This window comes from Rhizobium sp. 007, from assembly GCF_015353075.1.
GTDB lineage: Bacteria > Pseudomonadota > Alphaproteobacteria > Rhizobiales > Rhizobiaceae > Rhizobium.
This window is the reverse complement of record NZ_CP064188.1, coordinates 1,206,452-1,227,732: the sequence shown is the minus strand read 5'-3', so window position 1 is coordinate 1,227,732 and position 21,281 is coordinate 1,206,452. Positions and strand designations below refer to the sequence as shown.

The window sequence follows — 21,281 nt, the reverse complement described above, 5'->3', positions numbered from 1 at the left end:
ACGAGGATGAACATCGGCGAAGCATCGGACCGGTCCGGTCTGCCATCAAAGACCATCCGCTATTACGAGGATATCGGCCTGATCCGCCCCGGCAGGGGCGGAAACGGTTATCGCGACTATGCCGCAGTCGATGTCCATAAGCTGCGCTTCCTCCAGCGCTCGCGTGGCTTGGGTTTCTCCGTCGAGGAATGCCGCCAGCTTTTGGCGCTCTACGAAGACAAAAGCCGAGCAAGCGCCGATGTGAAGGAGATCGCGCAAGGCAAGCTCAATGAGATTGATCGCAAGATCCGCGAGTTGATGGAACTGCGCCGGACGCTGGAGCATCTGGTGCATGCCTGCCACGGCAACGGCCGGCCGGATTGTCCAATTCTGGAGGAGTTGTCGGATGGAAAAACCGTCTAGAAATCAGGACCATTTGTCTTGAGATCGGTCAGCGCGAAACCGGCATCCCTCGTCAGGATCGGCATCTTGCCTGCCTTTGCCGCCGCATAGTGAAAACAATCTGCCAGATTGAGCGCACTGTTGCGGTTAGTAACGATGGCGGCCCTATTTTTCAAAGGCGCTGAGGCAATGTTATCGATACGACTGCGATCTCTGCAGACCGCAGAAATTCCTGGATCTGAGCCTCGGCTTCGGCCATCGGAATCTGTTTCTTGCGATAGAGGGCGGCCGACGCCTCCTACACAGCAAGCACGGAAGTGACGAGCTTGCCGCAAGAGTTCCTTCCATCCGTTAAAAAACTTCAGAAGAACTGGAATAAAACCTCACGGACAGTCGTATACTCAATCATGGAACGGAAAGAACGGCCATTCGACGTCATCGGGCAGCTCGCGGCGCTGAGGCGCTATGCGCGTGCCTTGGTGCGCAATTCGGATGACGCCGAAGATCTTGTCCATGATGCGCTGGTGCGTGCCTTCGAGAAGCGGCAGAGCTTTAGGCGCGGCGGCAACCTGAGGACCTGGCTGCTTTCCATTCTCCACAACGCCCATATCGACCGGGTTCGTCAGAACCGGTCTATAACGCGCCGCCACGATAAGGCAGCCATCGAGGCAGACCAGTCGCTGCCGGCGGGACAGGAACACGCTGTGCGACTTCAGCAGGTTCGCGATGCTTTCTTCAACCTGCCGGAAGAACAGCGCGAAGCACTGCATCTCGTTGCGATCGAGGATCTTTCCTACCAAGAAGCTGCAGCCTCGCTCGGCATCCCGGTCGGAACGCTGATGTCGCGCATCGCGCGCGCCCGGGCCCAGCTTCGCGAATTCGAGGCAGCGACGCCGCGTGCCTCGCACCTGAGGTTAATCGGAAGGAACGGCAATGAAAGCAGTTGATCCGATCATCGATGCCGATCTCGACGCCTATGTGGATGGCGAACTGGACGTGGCGCGCCGCATCCAGGTGGAGTCTTATCTCTCTGAGAATCCGGCGATTGCCGCAAAGGTAATGGCCGATCTTAGCATCAAGGGCGAGCTGCGTCTGGCGCTTGCCGGAGAGAACGCCTTTGGCCGGATCGAGACCCGCGATGCCGCACGGCGTCTGGAGCGGGGTCTTTCTTACGGCCGTATCTTGCATTCGGTTCAGCGGATTGCCGCCGTCGGCGTGCTCGTGACGGCAGGCTGGGTGGCGCATACATCCTTTGGTGCCTTTACTGCGACGGAGGTGGCCGCATCCGTTCCGGCCCCGCCCTACGTCGAGGATGCGGTGCGCGCCTACCAGACAGCCAAGCTTCGCGAAACGATGCCTTCGCAGCCGGCGGCGCAATATAATGCCGACGACATTCGTGCGGCGACCGCAATCGCGATGCCGGAGCTCCCGAAAGACTGGAAGGTTTCCGATGTCCAGATCTTTCCGTCTGAGTTCGGCCCCAGTGTCGAAATGGCAATCCGGGAACCGGACGGAAAGCGGCTTTCGCTTTTTGCCGTGCGGCCCGGCGCGTTTGCTGTTCAGCCGGTCAGCCATCTGGCGCTCGACAATGCCGAGGCTGCTTACTGGCAGATCGGCGAGGTCGCCTATGCGCTGATTGCCAGCGACAAGGATCTTGAACTCGATCGGGCTGCCGAAGGGCTCGCCCGTTCGCTCTACTAGTGTCAACCCGAGGAGATCAACATGAATCCGAACAATCCGCGATACGGCTACGGCTCCGCCGCAGGCTCGCAAGCTATCTTCGACGAGGGCCTCCGCCAGCATATGCTGCGCGTCTACAACTACATGGGTCTCGGCCTGGTCATCACCGGGATCGTCGCCTTCATCGTCGGCAGCACGCCGGCCCTTTACGTGCCGATCTTCCAGTCACCCTTGAAGTGGGTGGTGATGCTCGCACCGCTTGCCTTCGTCTTCTTCTTCACGTTCCGCATCCAGACGATGTCGGCAAGTGCTGCGCAGATGACTTTCTGGGCGTTCTGCGCGGTAATGGGACTGTCGCTTGCCTCGGTGTTTCTGGTCTTTACCGGCACGAGCATCGCGCGCACTTTCTTCATCGCCGCGACGATGTTCGGCGCGACCAGTCTCTATGGCTACGCGACAAAGCGTGATCTTTCCCGCTTCGGCTCGTTTCTGATCATGGGCCTGATCGGCGTCATCATCGCCAGCATCGTCAACCTCTTCCTGGGTTCGAGCGCGCTGCAGTTCGCCATTTCGGTGATCGGTATCCTCGTCTTCGTCGGCCTGACCGCCTGGGACACGCAAAACATCAAGGAACAGTTTTCGGAAAATCACGATCAGGAATCGAACCAGAAGCTTGCTGTCTTCGGCGCGCTCTCGCTCTATCTGAACTTCGTGAACATCTTCCAGCTCCTGCTCAATTTCACGGGAGAGCGGGAATAAAGACTGCGCTTCTGGGGGCAATGGAAGCGCAAGAACGCTCGGTCCGTAGTCTGTGACAGGATGGCGGGCCGGGCGTTCACTGAGAAAAAGACGGCCGGGCCTCATGCCCGGCCGTCTTCATTTTGTGTCAGATGATACCCCAGGCGCGGTAGCGTCCGCGGCCGGTGATTTCGCGGATGCCAATCTCGTTGAGAAGATTGAGTGCGCCCCGGCTCGTCACCCGCAACTGACGGGCAACCATCGTCGAGGAGACCATGGGCCGCGAAAGGACGAATTCCGCAAGCTGCGGCAGGCTGCTGTTCGAGCGGCGATCCCTGAACCGCAGTTCCATCTGGGTGCGGGCAAGGGACAAACGATCCATATCCTTCAGGCCGGCCGCCGCACTCTCACGCATTGCCTCCAGGAAGGCGAGCAGGCGCGTCGCCCGATCGCGCGAGCGGCGGCGCTCATGGCGGATTACCTTCAATCCGGCATAGAAGGAAAAGAGATGAGAGGCGACCTTGCCGCGTGATCGTAGATAGCTCGAAACCAGAAGGCCGCCCAGCCAGTGCTGACGTCGAAGCGGTTCGGTTCTCTCCCAGGCCTCGAAAAGGACGGCTGCGCCTAAGGCGGCAGGCAGCTCCTCGGCGAGCGGAATCACCGCACGCCAATCGGATAGACGCTGGGCCTCGTCCCATTCATCGTCGCCGAACAGGCCAAGCGGATCGGCAGGCGTCTCCTTCGGCCTTTCTTCCACCTTAGAACCTCTGCCGAGATGAGTGTCGAGCAATCGTTGAGAGCGCGCGAGTACGGCGTCGATCTCGGCAAGTTCCATCGACAGCAGCGCTTCGCCTTCGTCCTTTTCCTCTTCAGGCGACGCTAGCGTGCTCCTTACCTCGGGTGCCCGCCCCGCATCCTCTAGACCGGCGCCGGCAAGTACATTCAATCCGGCGCCACTCAGCGCCCAGATGGGGTCGGCCGTCCAGATGCGACGCCGTGCGCGCAGCACGGCATGGGCAATCGTCAACTCGTGGCTCGGCGTCCGGCTGTCCATATGCGCGTCATGCAGCACCAGGTCTTCGACATGCACGAGTTCTCCAGCAACCCAGAGCGCGCTTGCAGCGTCGAAAAAGTGGCCGCGCTCGGCAAAACCAGCGCCGACCGGCGAACGGGCCACCCTCTCATCCAGCCTGGCCAGCATATCCTCCGCCAGCGCGAATGCGGGCAGCAGGCTCTTCAGCAGGGTATTGTCGATTTCGTAGCGCATCTCATCGGCCGGAAGTCATCTTGATGTTTACTTCCGCTATTTGTGGGATGATTCGCAATAGACCTGCTGCGAATTCTCAGGAGGCCGGGCTGAAACGGGCAACGAGCGCATGGCGGTCGCCGGGATAGGTAAGGCGCACATGCGTCACAGGCCCGGCACTGCTCCAGGTGCGGCGCTCGATGACGAGGCAGGCCGCAGAGCGGGGAATGTCGAGTGCTGCGGCTTCCTCAGCACCAGCCGCAAACGCGTAAATCTTGTGCTCCGCCTTGCTCCACGGAACTTGTTTTAGAAGCCAGGGGCCAGGCGCGATTGCGCCGAAGTCGGCATCAACCGCTTCCGGAACGGTGCCAAGATTGATCAGGCGCTCTTCCAGGCAGAAAGGCCGGGTACCCGCAAAATGGACGCAAACGACCTCTTTAACGAGACCGCCGACCGAAAGATCGAGTTTGTCATCCGCCTTTGTTTTGCGGCTCGCGTTTTTTGTGACCGAATAGGCGTACGGCAAATTCAGCGATTGAACTTCTGCTTTGATGTCGTGGATTTCCAGCACAGCGGACTGCGCCTGCGGCTGGGTGACGAAGCTGCCGGACTTCTTGCGGCGCTCGATCAACCCGGCCTTCGCCAGCTGCGTCAGCACTTTGTTGACGGTCATTCGTGAGCAATCGTATTGCGCAGCGAGATCGACCTCGAAGGGGATGCGATAGCCCGGCGGCCACTCGCCCGAAACGATGCGACCTTCGATCTCGCTCAAAATGCGCTGATGCAGGGTCGCATCCTTGCTGTCGTTCATCATTCTCTCCGCTTCGCGCCACCTGCTCTATTGCGAATGCAGCAGCAAGGAAAGACTTAGGCGGCAAGCAGTTCGCGCATCGCAGCGAGGAAACGCCGACTGATCGCCTCGCGCTGCCGATGACGGCCGGCTTCGACCTGTTTGCGGCCAAGGGCCCAGAGGCAATCGACAGCGACGCTGCCGGCGAATATCCAGTGGTCGAGGATTTGATCATCTGCGAGATAAGGCACCGTGCTGCAGTCAAGCGCGACGATATCCGCATAATTGCCTTCGGCGAGGCCCCCGGCAGCACCGAGCGCGGCACCACCACCTAAAAGCGCGTGATCGAACAGCGTGCGGCCCGTCGAGCCGCTGGTTTCTGCAATCACGTTGCGGGCCCGAAGCGCCAGGCGCTCGGAATATTCGAGCTGGCGGAGTTCTCCGGCAAGCGTAATCTGCACATTCGAGTCCGAACCAATGCCATAACGCCCGCCCTCTTCGAGAAAGATCGGCGCTGGAAAAACCCCGTCGCCGAGATTGGCTTCAGTGATGGGGCAGAGACCGGCGACCGATCCGCTTTTTGCCATGCGCCGCGTTTCATCCTCGGTCATGTGGGTAGCATGGATGAGGCACCAGCGGCGGTCGACGGGCGCATGCTCAAGGAGCCACTCGATAGGTCTTGCGCCTGACCAGGCGATGCAATCGTCCACTTCCTTGACCTGTTCGGCGACGTGGATATGGACCGGACCGCCTTCTGCAAGCGGCAAAAGCTTTGCCAACTCATCAGGCGTGACGGCGCGAAGGCTGTGTGGCGCAATCCCAATCTTTGCGCCTTCCAGCTTGCGGGTGATCGTGTGAGCCCGCTCCATCAGCTTGCCGAAGCTCTCAAGCGAGTTGATGAAGCGCCGCTGGCCTTCGAGGGGAGCAGCACCACCGAAGCTCGAATGCGCGTAAAAGACCGGTAGCAATGTCAGGCCGATACCGGCCGTCTCGCTCGCCGCGCCGATGCGTTCCGCCAACTCCGCAATATTGGCATAAGGACTGCCGTCCTTGTCATGATGCAGATAGTGGAATTCGCCGACGCGCGAAAAGCCGGCTTCAAGCATTTCCATGTAAAGCTGTGCGGCAACGGCCTGGACATGCTCCGGCGTCATTGAATGCGCGAACCTGTACATGACCGTCCGCCAACTCCAGAAGCTGTCGTTTGCAGGACCACGGACTTCAGCAAGGCCCGCCATGGCGCGCTGGAAGGCATGGCTGTGCAGGTTGGGCATCGCAGGAACAAGGAGGTTGTGACACTCGTCGCTCGACTCGGCCTTCGCGCCGACCTCAATCTTCGCGATAAGGCCGCCATCAATTGTGAGACGTACGTCGCTTTGCCACCCCTTAGGCAGGAGCGCAGTCGCCGCATGAAGTGTCGTCATCGTCTTTTCCCTTCCTGTCGGCCTTCCATCTTTCTTTTCCATGGAAACGCCCAATTTTCCACTTGTCACCCGATTATTATGTATATACATGTTTCGACCTAAGGAAAGGCGTAAAGCTGATGAGCGGGAACAATCTTTTTACGCGGCAGCAGAGACCGAACCTCTGGCGAAATGGCCGGCTCGCGACGCTCGATCCGGGTAAGCCGGGGCTGGGTATTGTTGAAAAAGGCGCGATCGTCACGGAAAACGGCCGAATCCGCTATGCCGGCCCGGAGGGCGAATTGCCGGTTTCCGTCATCGAACGTGCCGAAATCATCGACCTTGAGGGCCGCTGGGTGACGCCGGGGCTCGTCGATTGCCACACCCACATCGTTCATGGCGGCAACCGGGCGCGCGAATTCGAAATGCGCCTTGACGGCGCGACCTATGAAGAGATTGCCCGCGCTGGCGGCGGCATCGTCTCCTCGGTCAAGGCGACGAATGCGCTTTCAGTCGAAGGCCTTGTGCAAGCTTCCCTGCCCCGCCTCGATACGTTGCTTTGCGAAGGGGTGACGACGATCGAGATCAAGTCGGGCTACGGCCTCAGCATCGCTGGCGAAGTGAAGATGCTGGAGGCCGCCCGTGTTCTCGGCAGTATGCGGCCAGTGCGCGTCAAGACGAGCTATCTCGGCGCCCATGCGACACCCGCCGAATACAAGGACCGCAATAGCGACTATATAGCCGAAATCGTGCTGCCCGCGCTCGAAGAGGCACACGGCAAAGGCCTTGTCGATGCCGTCGATGGGTTCTGCGAAGGCATCGCCTTCTCAACGGAAGAGATCGGCCTTGTCTTTGATCGCGCCGAGGCGCTTGGCCTTCCGGTGAAGCTGCATGCCGAGCAGTTGTCCAATCTCGGCGGAGCTGCACTTGCCGCTGAGTATGGTGCGCTTTCAGCGGATCATCTCGAATATCTCGACGATGACGGCGTGGTCGCCATGGCGGCAGCCGGAACCGTCGCGGTGCTGCTGCCCGGCGCATTCTATTCCATCAACGAAAAACAGAAACCACCCGTGAAGGCGCTGCGCGCCGCCGGTGTTCCGATCGCGGTCGCGACGGATTGTAACCCAGGCACATCACCTCTCACCTCCCTGCTTTTGACGATGAATATGTCGGCGACGCTCTTCGGCCTAACGGTTGAGGAGTGTATTGGAGGGGCCACACGTGAAGGCGCTCGCGCACTCGGCCTTATTGCCGAAACGGGAACAATACAGGCCGAAAAATCCGCCGATCTTGCCATCTGGGAGATCGAGAGCCTGGCCGAACTTGTCTATCGCATCGGCTTCAACCCGCTCTTTGCGCGTGTCTTCAAGGGCGAAAGGATCGACCGTTGACCATCATTCTCCACCCAGGCTCCGTTTCGCTGAAACAGCTGGAAAAAATTTACTGGACCGGCGAACCGGCAGAACTCGATCCCGCATTTGATGCCGGCATAAAGAAGGCGGCGGCGCGCATAGCAGAGATCGCCGCCGGCAATGCGCCCGTCTACGGCATCAATACCGGCTTCGGAAAACTCGCTTCGATTAAGATCGACAGTGCCGATGTCGCCACACTTCAACGCAATCTCATCCTCTCGCATTGCTGCGGTGTGGGCGCGCCGCTACCCGAAAATATCGTGCGTCTCGTCATGGCGCTGAAGCTCGTCTCACTCGGTCGCGGCGCCTCCGGCGTGCGACTGGAACTGGTGCGGCTGATCGAAGCAATGCTCGACAAGGGCGTCATACCGGTCATTCCGGAAAAAGGTTCCGTCGGCGCCTCGGGCGATCTTGCGCCGCTTGCGCATCTGGCGGCCGTGATGATGGGAGAGGCCGAAGCCTACTTCAAAGGCGAGCGGCTTCCAGGCGCGGAAGCCTTGAACAAGGCGGGCCTTACGCCGGTCGTTCTCGCCGCAAAAGAAGGCCTTGCGCTGATCAACGGCACGCAGACCTCGACCGCACTTACACTTGCCGGCCTATTTCGTGCGCATCGTGCCGCCCATGCGGCCCTGATCACCGGCGCCATGTCCACCGATGCGGCCATGGGCTCTTCGGCACCGTTCCATCCGGATATCCACACGCTTCGCGGTCATCGCGGCCAGATCGATACGGCCGCGGCTTTGCGGGCGCTGCTTGAAGGCTCCGTTATCCGTGAAAGCCATATTGAGGGCGACGAGCGCGTGCAGGATCCCTATTGCATTCGTTGTCAGCCGCAAGTCGATGGCGCCTGCCTCGATCTTCTCCGGTCGGTCGCACGCACGCTCGAAATCGAAGCCAATGCAGTGACCGACAATCCGTTGGTGCTTTCCGACAACTCCGTCGTTTCCGGCGGCAACTTCCATGCGGAGCCGATCGCCTTCGCTGCCGATCAGATCGCGCTTGCGGTCTGCGAGGTCGGTGCAATTTCGCAGCGCCGCATCGCGCTGCTCGTCGATCCGGCTCTATCTTACGGGCTTCCAGCCTTCCTCGCCAAGAAGCCAGGGCTCAATTCCGGTCTGATGATTGCGGAGGTCACCTCTGCCGCGCTGATGTCCGAAAACAAGCAGATGTCGCATCCAGCTTCCGTCGACTCGACGCCGACTTCGGCGAACCAGGAAGACCATGTTTCCATGGCCTGCCATGGCGCACGCCGTCTGTTGCAGATGACCGAAAACCTCTTCGGCATCATCGGCATCGAGGCATTGACGGCCGCACAAGGCGTAGAATTGCGCACACCGCTTGCGACCAGCCCTGAACTGCAAAAGGCGATCGCTGCCATCCGCAATGTGGTACCGACGCTGGAGGTCGATCGCTACATGGCGGGCGACCTGCAAGCCGTCAGCGAACTTGTTGCAACCGGCGTATTGAACGCGTCCGTTTCCGAAAACATCCTTCCGTCCCTGGAGATCTGAGATGAGCAATCCCCGTCACAACATCCGCGAAATCCGGGCACCTCGCGGACCGGAGCTCAATGCCAAGAGCTGGATGACCGAAGCGCCGCTTCGCATGCTGATGAACAATCTAGATCCAGATGTGGCGGAAAATCCGAACGAACTCGTCGTCTATGGCGGCATCGGCCGCGCCGCCCGCACCTGGGAGGATTTCGACCGCATCGTCGCGACGTTGAAGACGCTTACCGAAGACGAGACGCTTCTGGTGCAGTCCGGCAAGCCGGTCGGCGTCTTCCGCACACACAAGGATGCACCGCGCGTCCTGATCGCCAATTCCAACCTCGTGCCGCACTGGGCGACTTGGGACCACTTCAACGAGCTCGATAAGAAGGGCTTGGCGATGTATGGTCAGATGACGGCAGGCTCATGGATCTATATCGGCACACAAGGCATCGTCCAGGGGACCTATGAAACCTTTGTCGAGGCGGGCCGGCAGCATTATGGCGGCAACCTCAAGGGCAAATGGATTTTGACCGGTGGCCTTGGCGGCATGGGTGGCGCGCAGCCCCTCGCTGCCGTCATGGCAGGTGCCTGCTGCCTTGCCGTCGAGTGCAATCCGGACTCGATCGATTTCCGCTTGCGTACCCGATATCTCGATGCCAAGGCCGAAACGTTGGACGAAGCCCTCGAGATGATCGGCGGCTGGACAAAGGCAGGCGAAGCCAGATCGGTCGGTCTTCTCGGCAACGCCGCCGAAATCCTGCCTGAAATGGTCCGCCGCGGCATCCGCCCGGATATTGTCACCGACCAAACGTCAGCGCACGACCCGATCAACGGCTATCTACCGAAAGGATGGACGATCGCGCAATGGAAAGCGATGCGCGAAAGCGATCCGAAGGCTGTCGAAAGAGCGGCTCGCGCATCTATGCGCGAGCATGTCGAAGCGATGATCGCATTCTGGGATGCAGGTATTCCGACGCTCGATTACGGCAACAATATCCGGCAGGTTGCTCAAGATGAGGGTCTCGAAAACGCCTTCGCTTTCCCCGGCTTTGTACCTGCCTATATCCGCCCGCTCTTTTGCCGCGGCATCGGTCCCTTTCGCTGGGCAGCACTCTCGGGCGATCCGGAGGATATCTACAGGACCGACGCCAAGGTGAAGGAATTGCTGCCGGACAACAAGCACCTGCACAACTGGCTGGACATGGCCCGCGCGCGTATCGCCTTCCAGGGTCTGCCGGCGCGCATCTGCTGGGTCGGCCTTGGCGACCGCCATCGTCTCGGCCTTGCCTTCAACGAGATGGTGAAGAGCGGCGAGTTGAAGGCGCCGATCGTGATCGGCCGCGACCACCTCGATTCCGGCTCGGTTGCATCACCGAACCGCGAGACGGAAGCGATGAAGGATGGTTCTGATGCCGTCTCCGACTGGCCGCTGTTGAACGCTCTTTTGAACACCGCCTCCGGCGCAACTTGGGTTTCGCTCCATCACGGCGGCGGCGTCGGCATGGGCTATTCGCAGCATTCAGGCATGGTCATCTGCTGCGACGGCACCGACGATGCGGCGCGCCGCATCGAACGCGTGCTTTGGAACGACCCGGCAACCGGCGTCATGCGCCATGCCGACGCGGGCTACGATATCGCGCTTGATTGTGCCAAGGAGAAGGGGCTAAGGCTGCCGGGGATCTTGGGGGATTGAACCATGCAGATCCTTCGCGCGGCCAATCACCGGCGCATGCCGTGGAAGAACGGCGGCGGCGAGACAGTGGAGGTGGCCGTTTCGCCGCAAGGTGCAACCCTCGGCGATTTCGACTGGCGGGTCAGCATGGCCACGGTTGCTTTCGATGGACCGTTTTCGATCTTTCCCGGCATCGACCGCACACTTTCAATCCTGTCCGGCAGTGGCATGACGCTGGAGATCGATGGGCATGAGCCTGTGCTCTTGGCGCAGCAGAGCCCGCCATTTGCTTTTGCAGCCGACATTGCCGTGACGGCACAGCTTATCGCGGGGCCGATCACCGACCTCAATGTCATGACGCGGCGCGACGCCTTTATGCACAAGGTCGAAAGGCTGCATATCGAGCGGAGTTGGAGCGGCTCTCTACCGGCCGCAATATCGCTTGTGCTGTGTCACGAAGGCGAAGCAGCATTCGAATTGGCCGAAGAAAGCGGCATGATATATGCCGGCGACGTATTGATGATCGAGGCTCATTGCCGCGCCTCTTTGACGCTTGCTGGTGCCGCCACCTGCTATTTGATCAGCATCACAGCCGTCTGAAGCGGCGACGATTTACTCGGATTTCGAGGTCGTCGAGACGCTCATCAACCGCGAGGCTCATGCGCGATCCGCACTCGAGTTCTCGTCGGCGCCTCCGACCGCCTCGAAAATGCCGGGCAGATGCGCGCGCTCTTGCAGGCTCAAAGGTCCCTTCTCCTTCGAGCCTTTCGCAGCCGAACTATCTGTCGGCAAAGCTCTGAGCGTGGATAGCGAGCCGGCATTCCGGCTCGCTATTGTCTGCCCCTGAACCGCCGCTGATAGGCGGCGTCGTAAAGGGCGCTTTCGCGAAAATCGCGGGCAGCAAGCGTTGGACCGACGAAGATGATCGCCGTGCGCTCGATCGGCTCGATGGCGACCCTCGCCTCGATGTCAGCAAGCGTGCCATGCAGGACGCGCTCGTCCGGCCAGGAGGCTTTGACGACGATCGCAACAGGACAATCAGCGCCATAAAGCGGTGTCAGTTCTTCGACGACCTGGCCGAGTGCATGAATTGCCAGATGGATTGCAAGCGTCGAACCCGTTGCGCCAAACCTGGCAAGCGTTTCTTCATTCGGCATCGGCGAAGCGCGGCCCGAGACGCGGGTCAGCACCAGGCTCTGGGCAACGGCCGGAATTGTCAGTTCCCGGCCAAGTGCGGAGGCCGCAGCAGCAAAGGCCGGAACGCCCGGTGTCATCGTGTAGGCGATGCCATGCTTTTGAAGGCGCCGAACCTGCTCAGCAACCGCGCTCCAGACGGAAAGATCGCCGGAGTGCAGACGAGCTACATCCTCCCCGGCGTTGGCCGCACGCAGATATTCCGCCTCGATCTCATCGAGCGACATCGGCGCGGTATCGATGACGCGCGCATCCGGCGGGCAATATTTGAGCAGTTCCGGGGATACGATCGATCCGGCATAAAGGCATACAGGGCATCTGCCAATGAGGTCGCGGCCGCGAACGGTGATGAGATCGGCTGCACCTGGGCCTGCTCCGATGAAGTGAACCGTCATTTTTAGTCCTTGATCCAGCGCCATTGCACCACGGGCATTGCCGGGCGCCAGCCGCTCATTGCGCCGAGGGGGCCGGCTCGGGAAATCTCGATCCTTGTCAGAAAACCGCCGCGCCTGGCTTGTTCGGCAAGCAGCACGGCCTCCATTTCCAGTGTCACCGCGTTGGCGACAAGGCGCCCGCCGCTTTTGAGCGAGACGATTGCGACATCCATGACGCCCGGTTCGCTGCCGCCTCCGCCAACAAATATGGCGTCAGGTTCCGGCAATCCACTCAATGCCGCAGGGGCTGTTCCCTCGACAACGGCAAGGCCCGGCACGCCGAACGCAGAAGCATTGCGCGCGATCCGGCTGACGCGATCTGGCGATTGCTCGATGGCGACCGTCTTCAGTGATGGGTCGCAGAGCATCCACTCGATGCCGATCGAACCTGAGCCGGCCCCGATATCCCACAGCAGTTCCCCATGGCGCGGCGCAAGTGCCGACAGCGTCAGAGCGCGGATTTCACGCTTGGTGATCTGCCCGTCGTGTTCAAAGAGTTCGTCGTCCAGGCCGGTGGCAAAAGGCAGGACGCGAGCTTCTTTTCCTGCCTTAACCTCGACGGCGCAGACATTGAGAGGGTCGATATCTCTAAACTGGAAGTCTTCTGCAGACGTGCTGAGGATACGCTCGCGCGCGCCGCCGAGCGCCTCCAGAACAGTTATGCGGGAATGGCCGAAGCCGCTGTTTGACAGCAGCACAGCCAGTTCCTCGGGCCCCTTCCCGTCGGAAGTCAGCGCAATAATGCGCCGTCCGGAATGAAGATGCGGGCGGATGAGTTGGATGGAACGGCCATGAAGCGAGAGGCAGGCGGTTTCCTGCAAGGGCCAGCCGAGACGCGACGCGGCCATGCTGAAGGCCGACGGAGCTGGAATGGTGCGCATCTCCTCAGCATTCACATGCCGCGAGAGTGTCGCGCCGACACCAAAAAGAAATGGGTCACCGGAAGCGAGTACGACGACCGGTGTGCCGCGCCGCCTAAGGATCGCATCGATCGACTTCTCAAAGGGGCTTTGCCAGACGAGCCGCTCGCCGGCAATCAGATTATCCATCAGCGCATGGTGCCGTTCGCCGCCGAAGACGACGGGCGCGGCCAGGATAAGCCGCTTGGCGTGATCGCCAAGTCCTTCTGGACCATCCTCGCCGATACCGATAATGGTTAGCCAGGGTTTCGGGGTGTGGCTAGGCATATCAGACATGGCAAAAATCCGCGTGCTGATACTGGGCGGAACGAGCGAAGCGCGCGCTTTGGCGCAGATGCTCTCCAAGAAGGCCGGGTTTGACATCCTGCTGTCTTTGGCCGGCCGCACAGAAAAACCGTCCATCCAGCCTGTTCCCGTCCGTATTGGCGGTTTCGGCGGAGCTGAGGGGCTTGCTTCTTTTCTGCGCGACGGAGGATTTGACCTTCTCGTCGATGCGACACATCCCTTTGCCGCCCGCATCTCCACCAATGCCTTCGCCGCAGCACGACTTTCCAAAATTGCGGCACTTGCCCTTCGCCGGCCCGAATGGATCGAGAGGCCGGGCGACATATGGACCGCGAGCAGAAACATCCCGCAGGCAATCGCCGCGCTTGGGCCTGCCGCCCGCCGCGTCTTCCTGGCGATCGGGCGTCAGGAGGCGCACTATGCCGAGGCGGCGGCACATCATTTCTATCTCGTTCGTAGCGTCGACCCCGTCACCCCGCCGCTCAATATTGCGAACGTCGAATATATTCTCGATCGCGGCCCCTTCGATGTGGACGGCGAGGCCGCGCTTCTTGCCTCTCACCGCATCGATGCGATCGTTGCCAAAAATAGCGGCGGCGCGGCGACCTACGCGAAAATCGAGGCGGCTCGCCATCTCGGCATTGAAGTCTTCATGATCGCCCGTGCGCCCGCGCCTGCCATGAGAGCGGTCGAAACCGTCGAGAAAGCGCTCGGCGTGATCGGTCACTTGTTTCCTCCCGCCATGGAACGGGGGGTATAGACGAGTTCGGGCCTGCCGCCGCCGGAAATAATCCGTGTTTCCGGCGACCCGATGATGATGCAGGTCGCCATATCCGCCACCGAAGCGTGGGCGTCACCGAGCGGCTGAATGATGATCCGCTCATCGGGACGTCCGGCGGCGCGGCCGAAGATCACCGGCGTCTGCCGCGGCAGATGTGCGCGCAGCAGTTCAAAGGCCTTGCCGAGCTGCCAGGGCCGCGCTTTGCTGATTGGATTGTAAAGCGCAATCACGAAGCCCGCCTTTGCAGCCAATGTCAGGCGCTTTTCGATGATCTCCCAGGATTTGAGGTTATCCGAAAGCGAGATCGCGCAGAAATCGTGGCCGAGCGGGGCGCCGACACGCGCTGCAACCGCAAGCATTGCGGTAATGCCCGGAACGACGACCAGCTCGACGGAACGCCACTCCGCCGGACCTGTGTCGATTGCCTCGCAGACTGCCGAGGCCATGGCGAAAACACCGGGATCGCCGCCGGAGACGATACAGACCTTGCGGCCGCCTGCCGCCATCGTCAAAGCATCCCCTGCTCGCCTCATCTCCTCGCGATTGTCAGAGGGATGACGGTTTTGATGGGCGCCGAGCTGCAGCCGGTCGAGATAGGGACCATAGCCGAAGAAATCGGTCGATGCCGAAACGGCTGAATGCGCTTCCGGCGTCATCTGCTCTGGGTTGCCAGGACCGGTGCCAATGACAAACAGGATTCCACTCATCGGTTTGCCTCCCAGCCTGGCACCAGCACCAGCGAGAAATACGGCGCGTCACCCTCCGGCCGTTCCGCAAGCTTCAGCATGGCGGCATTCGCCATCGTCCCACGCTCGACATAGACGGCTTGGCCGAGACGCCCTGCCGCTTCAAGAGCGCGGCGGATCTTCGGAAGATTGCGGCCGACCTTCATAATGACGGCTGCCTGGGTATCGCCAAGCCGCCGCGTCAGTTCCGCTTCCGCCATGGTGCCCGGCAGAACGGAAAGCACATCGTCACCTTGGACGATCGGCATGCCGGCAAGCGACCAGCAACCGGACATGGCGCTGATGCCCGGGATCACCTCGGTCGGATAGCGATCGGCGAGGCGCACATGCAGGTGCATATAAGATCCGTAGAACATCGGATCGCCTTCGCTGAGGACCGCAACGGTTTTTCCGGCATCGAGGTAGGCTGCGACCACGGCTGCAGAATCATTGTAGAAGGCGGTGATCTGGCTTTGATAGAGCGCTTCGCTCTTTTCGATTTCAGTGGTAACCGGATAGTAGAGCGGCAGCAGTTCTGTCTCGGGACCGATCAGGTGCTGGACGACCGCTCGGCCGTTGCCGGCCCTGCCCTGTTTGGCGAAATAGGCAATGACGTCCGCAGCTTCGATCGCCTTCTTTGCCTTGATGGTCAGCAGATCCGGGTCGCCTGGACCCGTGCCGACGCCGATCAGACGGCTGGGTCTGCTCATAGTCCCGACCTCGCCAGCGCGTTGATTGCGGCCGCCGTCATTGCACTGCCGCCCAGGCGGCCGCGAACGATCGCAAAGGGCACGCCATAAGAATTTTCCGCCAACGCGTCCTTGGATTCTGCCGCACCGACGAAGCCGACCGGCATGCCGATGATGGCAGCCGGCTTTGGTGCGCCGCCGCGCAGCAGTTCAAGAAGGTGGAAAAGTGCCGTTGGAGCATTGCCTATCGCGACAACGCTGCCGGCCAGACGGTCGACCCAAAGGTCGATGGCCGCCGCCGAACGTGTGTTGCCGCTTGCTTCTGCCATTTCGGGGGTGCGCGGGTCGCGCAGAGTGCAGATCACGTCGTTCTTTTCTGGCAGCCTGGCGCGTGTGATGCCATGAGCCACCATCTCTGCGTCGCAGAAGATCGGTGCGCCTTTTTTGAGCGCGCCGCGCGCTGCAAAGACGAAATCCGCAGAGAAGTCGAAATGTGTGGCGGCTTCGACCAGCCCGCATGCATGGATCATGCGCACGGCAATCTCGGCCTCTTCCGGCGAAAAGCGCGAGAGGTCCGCTTCGCCGCGGATAATCGCAAAGGAGCGCTCGTAGATCGCCTCGCCGCTGCGGATATAATCGTAATCTGGCATACCTATTCCTGTTTCAGCGCCTTCACGATCGTCTGGGGGCCGAGCCGCGTCAGGCAGGCAGCAGCCGATTCATCAGCGCTCTTGTTCTTCCCGACAAGCCGGGCGAGCTTCTCTATAGCGAAATCAATCTCGCCGCCAGCAATCGTTGCATCGGGGCTGTCGCCTGCATGTCCGCTCAACACAATACCATAACCACTCGGCATTCCAGTCAGCGCCAGCGCCGGTCGCGGATGAGCGCATCCCTTGGAACAACCCGAGAGATGAAACGTCAGCGATCCATCGAAAAGAACCGGTGAATGCCGCAGTAAATGCTGTGCCCGCATCCTTGTTTCATAAAAGCCAGAGGCGCAGGCACCCGCCCCGGCGCAAGCCGCAATATTTGCAGATGGATCATTCGGATCGGAGCTAAAGCCATACTCCTTTGCAGCTGTCTGCAACGCCTTCGCCTCCTCTGTGCTGCAGCCCGTCACGAAGAACTGGCGGCCCGGTGCCAGGCGAATTTCCGCTGCACCGAGGCGTTCGGTTTCTCCCAGAAATCTTGACAGGTCGCTTGCCTTCATCTGGCCGAAACGCGGCCTGAGGCCAAGGACCGGGCTGTGATCGGAGAGCTGATGAAGGCCAGGCCCCGGCATTTCCGAATGTGGCCCGGTGGCAAATTGCGCTTCCATTGCCGGAAACACATCGCGCAATGCAAGCAGTCCAATGTCGCGCGTTCGAGAATTCTTGCCAATTTCCATGAGCATCGCCAGCAATTGCCCGACCGCCCGGGCGGCGTCATCCGCTGAACCGATACAAACCGGTTTTGCCGTTTTTGCATCGCCGTTTATCGCGACCAGCCAGCGGCCTGCGTCCAGAGCGACAACGCGGATATCGGCCGAAAGACCGGATAGACCGAAACGTCCTCCACCGTCGACGATGATGGAGAGCTTCGGGGCCAAAAGTGGTGAAGACAGCGCGATCTTGAGCTCATCTCGCAGCCGGGCTTCGATCGCGGCGGCACTTCCTATCTCACCCGGGTCGATGCCATGCAGCGGCGATAGCTCGATCGGCGGACCTGCTGGCACAAGGATCCCAGCCGCATCAACATCAGAGGCGAGCCGCCCGACAGTTTCCGGCCGCAGGCCGCGGACTTGCAGACTTCCCCGCGCAGAAATTTCCAGAAGGCCATTGCCGTATGCCGCTGCGGAGGCTGCAAGCATATTCAATTGCGAAGGCGTTAGCGCGCCGCCGGCCGGCCGCAACCGTACAAGAAGGCCGTCGCCGGTCGCCATGGGTGCAGCAAGCGTCGGACAGGCGCCTCGGCGCGAGCCTGGTGCAGCAATGGCGCGCCCTTCCATGTCGATCTCTTTTTCGCCGGCATGGCCCATGGCTCGTCCTTTCATCCATGCCTCTACGGGGCGGCACCCTTGCGGTAAAGCGCCCGGACTAATCCTCTGGACTAATCCTGAAAGTCGCGACCTTTGCGCAGCAGGTAGATATCCATGATCCAACCGTGCCGTTCGCGCGCTTCGGCCCGGGTCCTTACGATGTCATCGGCGACGTCGCCGAGCCGCCCGGCACGGATGATTTCGTCCTGCGTGCCAAGATAGGCTCCCCAGAAGATCTCCGTATCCGGGCCGTCGATCTTCGTAAACGCCTGGATGCCGTCGAGCATTACAACCGTACTTTCCGTCTTAAGCCCCTCTTCGGCAAGCCTTCGGCCGGTCGTAATCTCCACCGGCTTGCCGACGAGACTGATAGAAATGCGGTGGCTGGCGGCAAGCGCCTGAATGCTGGTAATGCCCGGGATGACGGTGAGATCGAATTCCACTTTATCCCGCACCCGTTCCAAGATGCGCAACGTGCTGTCGTAAAGGCTCGGATCGCCCCATACGAGGAAAGCAGCCGTGCCATTTTCAGGCAACTCGCTGATCAGCTGACGATAGGTGGCAGCAATCGCGGCGTGCCATTCATCGACGCTTTGGCCATAGCTGCGCTCCTTCGTCTCGCGAAGAGGCACCGCAAATTCGAGGATCTTGCCATCCGCCTGCTTGAGATACCGCTCACAGATTTCGCGGCGGACATCTGCAAGCTCTTCTTTCTGTGCACCTTTTGTGGGAATGAAAACTAAATCGGCAGCATTCATGGCATTGATCGCCTGAATGGTTATGTGCTCCGGGTTCCCGGTGCCGATGCCGATCGCGTAAATATGCTTCACTGAGCCTCCTTGCGGTCTTGCGCCGTTAGGCGATCAAAAGCGCCGTGCCGTAGAGCCCAATGGCAAAGACGGTATGCGCGATCAGATTGAGCGCGCGCACCTTGTTCGGGTTCGCCGTCTTCGACGCGGCCCAGCCGATGCCAAGCCCAGGCTGCAGCAGGAACCAGCCGGCCCCGACCGTGACAATACCAAGGATCCAGGCGGGGAGGAAGGTCGGCGCTGCCAGCCAGGATGGCCCCGTGATAGCCGCAAGAGCAAGGCCATAGATGATGCCGGTCGCATAATGGCCGATCCACCCGAGTGCCAGCTCGTGCCTATAGGGCTCTGCATTGGCGATACTGTCGTGAAATACCTTGCCGCGCCCGAGGTGCCAGAACCACCGTCCGACAGGCGCCCAGTTGGCAGGCGCCTGACCGAGGGCCTGGAAAAGGACGATTGCCCAAATATCCATGAGGATCGTCGCACCGATCCCCATTGCAATGCCGCGCCATAAAATATCGAACATGAAGAATATCCAGAGTCGTAAATTGCTGGACCTGTCTTAAACACGCGCGGCAAGCCCTGCAACAGCGCTCTTACACTTCCATCGGATCCCTGCGCAAACGGCGCATTTCAATTGATCGGAACGATGACTACTTCTAAGTTCCGGCCAAAAAGGGAGAGTGCGCAATGAAGCTCGATCACACAGCCAAGGGCGTCTATGCCATCGCCGCAACGCCGTTTCATCCGGACGGACGGCTGGACACGGTGTCGGTCGACCGGCTCACCGATTTCTATCTCGGGTGCGGCGTGAGCGGGCTTACCATTCTCGGGATCATGGGCGAAGCACCGAAGCTTGAGCCGGAGGAGTCGCTTGCAATCACCCGGCAGGTCGTGAAGCGCGCCGGCGTTCCGGTGATCGTCGGTGTCTCGGCGCCGGGCTTTGCGGCGATGCGCTCACTTGCGCGTGGCGCCATGGATATTGGTGCTCAGGGCGTCATGATCGCCCCACCGCCGTCTCTTCGGACGGACGATCAAATCATCGGCTACTATGCCCAGGCGGTCGAGGCGATCGGCGAGGATATTCCTTTCGTCATCCAGGACTATCCGCTGACGCTGACCGTGGTGATGACGCCTGGCGTCATCCAGAAGATCGTCAACAATCATCCATCCTGCGTGATGCTGAAGCACGAAGACTGGCCGGGGCTTGAGAAGATTTCCCGGTTGCGGGCAGCGCAAAAGGCGAGCGAGATGCGCGACATTTCGATCCTTTGTGGCAACGGCGGATTGTTTCTCGATTTCGAGATGGAGCGCGGCGCCGATGGCGCGATGACCGGTTATGCCTTCCCGGATATGCTGGTCGACGTCGTGAATTTCCAGCAGGCCGGAAACCGCGAGGCGGCACATGACCTCTTCGATGCGCATCTGCCGCTCGTTCGCTATGAGCAGCAGCAGGGCGTTGGCCTTGCCATACGCAAATATGTCCTCAAGAAGCGCGGCGCGATCGCCAGCGATTCCCAGCGCAAGCCCGCGGGAAGCATTTCGGAGAGGGCAAAGGCGGAGATCGATTACCTCCTTTCACGCGTTGCAAGATACGACAAGCGCGCGGCGTTCAGAACCTAGCCCGCCTCTTTTATTCGGCGCTCTATGTTTCTCGATCGTTTTTGAGCGGACTAAATATGCTCAATCCGTCGTAATCTCGCGCGTTATCCGTGATGAATAAGCATTTGTTGGCCTCGGCGATGGCGGCAATCATGATGTCGAGAGCGCTTCGTGATCGACTGGAAATTTTGCGATTCGACATGAGTCGCGCTCAGATCTGCCCAGCTCTTTTCATCAAGTGACAGCACGCGGCCAGCAAAAAGAGCCTGCGGTCCGTCTGGGCATTGTGACAAGGTAATGGAGTTGTGACGCTCAGTGGGCTGAGCTCGGCCTGCGACCAAATTGCCGCAGCCCTGGTTACCTCGATTGAGAGCTGCGAAAACCGGTGTATAGTTGTTTCACAAAATTCTGAAATCATAGAAACAACGGAATCGCTAATGAATCTTCCGCCGCTCGTTCAATCCTTCGTTCTGCATTTCGGTGAGATGGGCTCGCGCTGGGGCATCAATCGCACGGTCGGCCAGATCTATGCGCTTCTTTATGCTTCGCCCTCGCCGCTTTGCGCCGATGAGATCGTCGACGCGCTCGGCATCTCAAGATCGAATGTTTCGATGAGCCTGCGGGAGCTGCAGGCATGGAACCTTGTGCTTTTGAAACATAGACCTGACGACCGAAGGGATTTCTTTACCACGCCTGACGATGTCTGGCTCATCCTGCGCACGCTTGCTGAAGAGCGGAAGAAGCGCGAGGTCGATCCAACACTCTCGGTTCTGCGTGAAATCCTCATGCAAAGGCCGGCGAGCGAAGCCGAACGCTTCGCCCAGGAGCGGATGAGCGAAATGCACGGTCTGATCGAGCAGCTGACGCATTGGTATGAGGACGTGAAACAACTTGAAACAGAACGCCTCGCAACGCTACTCTCTTTGGGAGCAAAGGTTACGAAGCTTCTGGAAGCCAAGGACCGGGTGGTTTCACTCGGCCGTGGCCGGCGGCCTGCGAACAAGAGCTAG

23 protein-coding genes are annotated in these 21,281 nt (G+C 60.3%); 11 read left to right on the top strand and 12 right to left on the bottom strand.

Going from position 1 to position 21,281, the window contains the following annotated elements:
• Positions 1 to 6: 6 nt before the first annotated feature.
• Positions 7 to 402, top strand: a complete 396-nt coding sequence (gene cueR, locus ISN39_RS26960; RefSeq protein WP_074071889.1) for a Cu(I)-responsive transcriptional regulator — start codon at positions 7 to 9, stop codon at positions 400 to 402.
• On the opposite strand, the gene ISN39_RS38010 is transcribed toward cueR, so the two are convergent.
• Entirely contained in the window at positions 399 to 557 is a 159-nt protein-coding gene (locus ISN39_RS38010; protein WP_348651999.1) for a type II toxin-antitoxin system VapC family toxin, read from the bottom strand. The genes cueR and ISN39_RS38010 overlap by 4 nt on opposite strands.
• A 231-nt stretch (positions 558 to 788) precedes the next feature.
• Between ISN39_RS38010 and ISN39_RS26955 the strand changes: the two genes are divergently transcribed.
• The 3 genes from ISN39_RS26955 to ISN39_RS26945 are packed head-to-tail and all read left to right on the top strand — an operon-like array spanning position 789 to position 2,820.
• Positions 789 to 1,328 carry a sigma-70 family RNA polymerase sigma factor gene (locus tag ISN39_RS26955; RefSeq protein WP_194731162.1) on the top strand — a complete coding sequence of 180 codons (540 nt, stop codon included), beginning with the start codon at positions 789 to 791 and terminating at the stop codon, positions 1,326 to 1,328.
• Positions 1,315 to 2,082, top strand: coding sequence for an anti-sigma factor (locus ISN39_RS26950; RefSeq protein WP_194731161.1), 768 nt, complete (start codon positions 1,315 to 1,317; stop codon positions 2,080 to 2,082). The genes ISN39_RS26955 and ISN39_RS26950 overlap by 14 nt, the downstream gene beginning before the upstream one ends.
• A gap of 21 nt (positions 2,083 to 2,103) precedes the next feature.
• On the top strand, positions 2,104 to 2,820 hold the full coding sequence (locus ISN39_RS26945) for a Bax inhibitor-1/YccA family protein (RefSeq protein WP_074071892.1): 717 nt from the start codon (positions 2,104 to 2,106) through the stop codon (positions 2,818 to 2,820).
• A gap of 127 nt (positions 2,821 to 2,947) precedes the next feature.
• Here ISN39_RS26945 and ISN39_RS26940 read toward each other — a convergent pair whose 3' ends face one another.
• The 3 genes from ISN39_RS26940 to ISN39_RS26930 form a co-directional block, all read right to left on the bottom strand.
• On the bottom strand, positions 2,948 to 4,066 hold the full coding sequence (locus tag ISN39_RS26940) for an RHE_PE00001 family protein (RefSeq protein WP_194731160.1): 1,119 nt from the start codon (positions 4,064 to 4,066) through the stop codon (positions 2,948 to 2,950).
• A 76-nt stretch (positions 4,067 to 4,142) separates the two neighbouring features.
• Entirely contained in the window at positions 4,143 to 4,856 is a 714-nt protein-coding gene (gene hutC, locus ISN39_RS26935; protein ID WP_194731936.1) for a histidine utilization repressor, read from the bottom strand.
• Between the two features lie 56 nt (positions 4,857 to 4,912).
• Positions 4,913 to 6,259, bottom strand: coding sequence for a formimidoylglutamate deiminase (locus ISN39_RS26930; RefSeq protein WP_194731159.1), 1,347 nt, complete (start codon positions 6,257 to 6,259; stop codon positions 4,913 to 4,915).
• Positions 6,260 to 6,378: 119 nt separating this feature from the next.
• On the opposite strand from ISN39_RS26930, the gene hutI reads away from it, so the two are divergent.
• Genes hutI through ISN39_RS26910 form a run of 4 tightly spaced genes read left to right on the top strand, consistent with a single transcriptional unit; the run spans position 6,379 to position 11,415 of the window.
• Positions 6,379 to 7,629, top strand: a complete 1,251-nt coding sequence (gene hutI, locus ISN39_RS26925) for an imidazolonepropionase (protein WP_194731158.1) — start codon at positions 6,379 to 6,381, stop codon at positions 7,627 to 7,629.
• Positions 7,626 to 9,161, top strand: coding sequence for a histidine ammonia-lyase (gene hutH, locus ISN39_RS26920; RefSeq protein ID WP_194731157.1), 1,536 nt, complete (start codon positions 7,626 to 7,628; stop codon positions 9,159 to 9,161). The genes hutI and hutH overlap by 4 nt, the downstream gene beginning before the upstream one ends.
• A gap of 1 nt (position 9,162) precedes the next feature.
• Positions 9,163 to 10,836 carry a urocanate hydratase gene (gene hutU, locus ISN39_RS26915; RefSeq protein WP_194731156.1) on the top strand — a complete coding sequence of 558 codons (1,674 nt, stop codon included), beginning with the start codon at positions 9,163 to 9,165 and terminating at the stop codon, positions 10,834 to 10,836.
• 3 nt (positions 10,837 to 10,839) lie between these two features.
• Positions 10,840 to 11,415, top strand: coding sequence for a HutD family protein (locus tag ISN39_RS26910; RefSeq protein WP_194731155.1), 576 nt, complete (start codon positions 10,840 to 10,842; stop codon positions 11,413 to 11,415).
• A gap of 230 nt (positions 11,416 to 11,645) precedes the next feature.
• On the opposite strand, the gene cobM is transcribed toward ISN39_RS26910, so the two are convergent.
• Both cobM and cbiE read right to left on the bottom strand, forming a co-directional pair.
• A complete protein-coding gene (gene cobM, locus ISN39_RS26905; RefSeq protein ID WP_074071899.1) occupies positions 11,646 to 12,404 on the bottom strand; it encodes a precorrin-4 C(11)-methyltransferase in 759 nt (252 codons plus the stop codon).
• Positions 12,405 to 12,406: 2 nt separating this feature from the next.
• Complete coding sequence (cbiE, locus tag ISN39_RS26900; protein ID WP_194731154.1) at positions 12,407 to 13,639, bottom strand: precorrin-6y C5,15-methyltransferase (decarboxylating) subunit CbiE; 1,233 nt, start codon at positions 13,637 to 13,639, stop codon at positions 12,407 to 12,409.
• On the opposite strand from cbiE, the gene ISN39_RS26895 reads away from it, so the two are divergent.
• Complete coding sequence (locus tag ISN39_RS26895; protein ID WP_194731153.1) at positions 13,638 to 14,408, top strand: cobalt-precorrin-6A reductase; 771 nt, start codon at positions 13,638 to 13,640, stop codon at positions 14,406 to 14,408. The genes cbiE and ISN39_RS26895 overlap by 2 nt on opposite strands.
• Here the strand turns inward: ISN39_RS26895 and ISN39_RS26890 are convergent.
• From ISN39_RS26890 to ISN39_RS26865, 6 genes are all read right to left on the bottom strand, one after another.
• Positions 14,372 to 15,136: a precorrin-3B C(17)-methyltransferase gene (locus ISN39_RS26890; protein ID WP_194731152.1), complete on the bottom strand. Its 765-nt coding sequence runs from the start codon at positions 15,134 to 15,136 to the stop codon at positions 14,372 to 14,374. The two genes, ISN39_RS26895 and ISN39_RS26890, sit on opposite strands and share 37 nt — an antisense overlap.
• Positions 15,133 to 15,864 (bottom strand): precorrin-2 C(20)-methyltransferase, encoded by a 732-nt coding sequence (locus tag ISN39_RS26885; protein WP_194731151.1) that lies wholly within the window; start codon positions 15,862 to 15,864, stop codon positions 15,133 to 15,135. The genes ISN39_RS26890 and ISN39_RS26885 overlap by 4 nt, the downstream gene beginning before the upstream one ends.
• The gene (locus ISN39_RS26880; RefSeq protein ID WP_074071904.1) at positions 15,861 to 16,493 is read right to left on the bottom strand and encodes a precorrin-8X methylmutase; all 633 of its coding nucleotides are present in this window, start codon (positions 16,491 to 16,493) and stop codon (positions 15,861 to 15,863) included. Before ISN39_RS26880 ends, ISN39_RS26885 begins: the two co-directional genes overlap by 4 nt.
• A gap of 2 nt (positions 16,494 to 16,495) precedes the next feature.
• The gene (gene cobG, locus ISN39_RS26875) at positions 16,496 to 17,830 is read right to left on the bottom strand and encodes a precorrin-3B synthase (RefSeq protein WP_246763504.1); all 1,335 of its coding nucleotides are present in this window, start codon (positions 17,828 to 17,830) and stop codon (positions 16,496 to 16,498) included.
• Between the two features lie 101 nt (positions 17,831 to 17,931).
• On the bottom strand, positions 17,932 to 18,690 hold the full coding sequence (gene cobF / locus ISN39_RS26870) for a precorrin-6A synthase (deacetylating) (protein WP_194731149.1): 759 nt from the start codon (positions 18,688 to 18,690) through the stop codon (positions 17,932 to 17,934).
• Between the two features lie 25 nt (positions 18,691 to 18,715).
• Positions 18,716 to 19,195 carry a DUF2938 domain-containing protein gene (locus ISN39_RS26865; protein ID WP_194731148.1) on the bottom strand — a complete coding sequence of 160 codons (480 nt, stop codon included), beginning with the start codon at positions 19,193 to 19,195 and terminating at the stop codon, positions 18,716 to 18,718.
• Positions 19,196 to 19,359: 164 nt separating this feature from the next.
• Between ISN39_RS26865 and ISN39_RS26860 the strand changes: the two genes are divergently transcribed.
• Together ISN39_RS26860 and ISN39_RS26855 are read left to right on the top strand one after the other, a co-directional pair.
• On the top strand, positions 19,360 to 20,292 hold the full coding sequence (locus ISN39_RS26860; RefSeq protein WP_194731147.1) for a dihydrodipicolinate synthase family protein: 933 nt from the start codon (positions 19,360 to 19,362) through the stop codon (positions 20,290 to 20,292).
• 416 nt (positions 20,293 to 20,708) lie between these two features.
• Positions 20,709 to 21,281 carry a GbsR/MarR family transcriptional regulator gene (locus ISN39_RS26855; protein WP_194731146.1) on the top strand — a complete coding sequence of 191 codons (573 nt, stop codon included), beginning with the start codon at positions 20,709 to 20,711 and terminating at the stop codon, positions 21,279 to 21,281.

Excerpts from the sequence above, each read along its gene's own strand:
- ISN39_RS26955 (WP_194731162.1), top strand. The coding sequence starts at position 789 with ATGGAACGGAAAGAACGGCCATTCGACGTCATCGGGCAGCTCGCGGCG.
- hutU (WP_194731156.1), top strand. The coding sequence starts at position 9,163 with ATGAGCAATCCCCGTCACAACATCCGCGAAATCCGGGCACCTCGCGGA.
- ISN39_RS26890 (WP_194731152.1), bottom strand. The coding sequence starts at position 15,136 with ATGAGTGGAATCCTGTTTGTCATTGGCACCGGTCCTGGCAACCCAGAG.
- ISN39_RS26860 (WP_194731147.1), top strand. The coding sequence starts at position 19,360 with ATGAAGCTCGATCACACAGCCAAGGGCGTCTATGCCATCGCCGCAACG.
- ISN39_RS26950 (WP_194731161.1), top strand. The coding sequence starts at position 1,315 with ATGAAAGCAGTTGATCCGATCATCGATGCCGATCTCGACGCCTATGTG.
- cbiE (WP_194731154.1), bottom strand. The coding sequence starts at position 13,639 with ATGTCTGATATGCCTAGCCACACCCCGAAACCCTGGCTAACCATTATC.
- ISN39_RS26880 (WP_074071904.1), bottom strand. The coding sequence starts at position 16,493 with ATGCCAGATTACGATTATATCCGCAGCGGCGAGGCGATCTACGAGCGC.
- ISN39_RS26910 (WP_194731155.1), top strand. The coding sequence starts at position 10,840 with ATGCAGATCCTTCGCGCGGCCAATCACCGGCGCATGCCGTGGAAGAAC.
- cobG (WP_246763504.1), bottom strand. The coding sequence starts at position 17,830 with ATGGAAGGGCGCGCCATTGCTGCACCAGGCTCGCGCCGAGGCGCCTGT.
- hutC (WP_194731936.1), bottom strand. The coding sequence starts at position 4,856 with ATGAACGACAGCAAGGATGCGACCCTGCATCAGCGCATTTTGAGCGAG.
- hutI (WP_194731158.1), top strand. The coding sequence starts at position 6,379 with ATGAGCGGGAACAATCTTTTTACGCGGCAGCAGAGACCGAACCTCTGG.
- ISN39_RS26945 (WP_074071892.1), top strand. The coding sequence starts at position 2,104 with ATGAATCCGAACAATCCGCGATACGGCTACGGCTCCGCCGCAGGCTCG.
- cueR (WP_074071889.1), top strand. The coding sequence starts at position 7 with ATGAACATCGGCGAAGCATCGGACCGGTCCGGTCTGCCATCAAAGACC.
- ISN39_RS26885 (WP_194731151.1), bottom strand. The coding sequence starts at position 15,864 with ATGAGCAGACCCAGCCGTCTGATCGGCGTCGGCACGGGTCCAGGCGAC.
- ISN39_RS26895 (WP_194731153.1), top strand. The coding sequence starts at position 13,638 with ATGGCAAAAATCCGCGTGCTGATACTGGGCGGAACGAGCGAAGCGCGC.
- cobM (WP_074071899.1), bottom strand. The coding sequence starts at position 12,404 with ATGACGGTTCACTTCATCGGAGCAGGCCCAGGTGCAGCCGATCTCATC.
- ISN39_RS26865 (WP_194731148.1), bottom strand. The coding sequence starts at position 19,195 with ATGTTCGATATTTTATGGCGCGGCATTGCAATGGGGATCGGTGCGACG.
- ISN39_RS26940 (WP_194731160.1), bottom strand. The coding sequence starts at position 4,066 with ATGCGCTACGAAATCGACAATACCCTGCTGAAGAGCCTGCTGCCCGCA.
- ISN39_RS26855 (WP_194731146.1), top strand. The coding sequence starts at position 20,709 with ATGAATCTTCCGCCGCTCGTTCAATCCTTCGTTCTGCATTTCGGTGAG.
- ISN39_RS26930 (WP_194731159.1), bottom strand. The coding sequence starts at position 6,259 with ATGACGACACTTCATGCGGCGACTGCGCTCCTGCCTAAGGGGTGGCAA.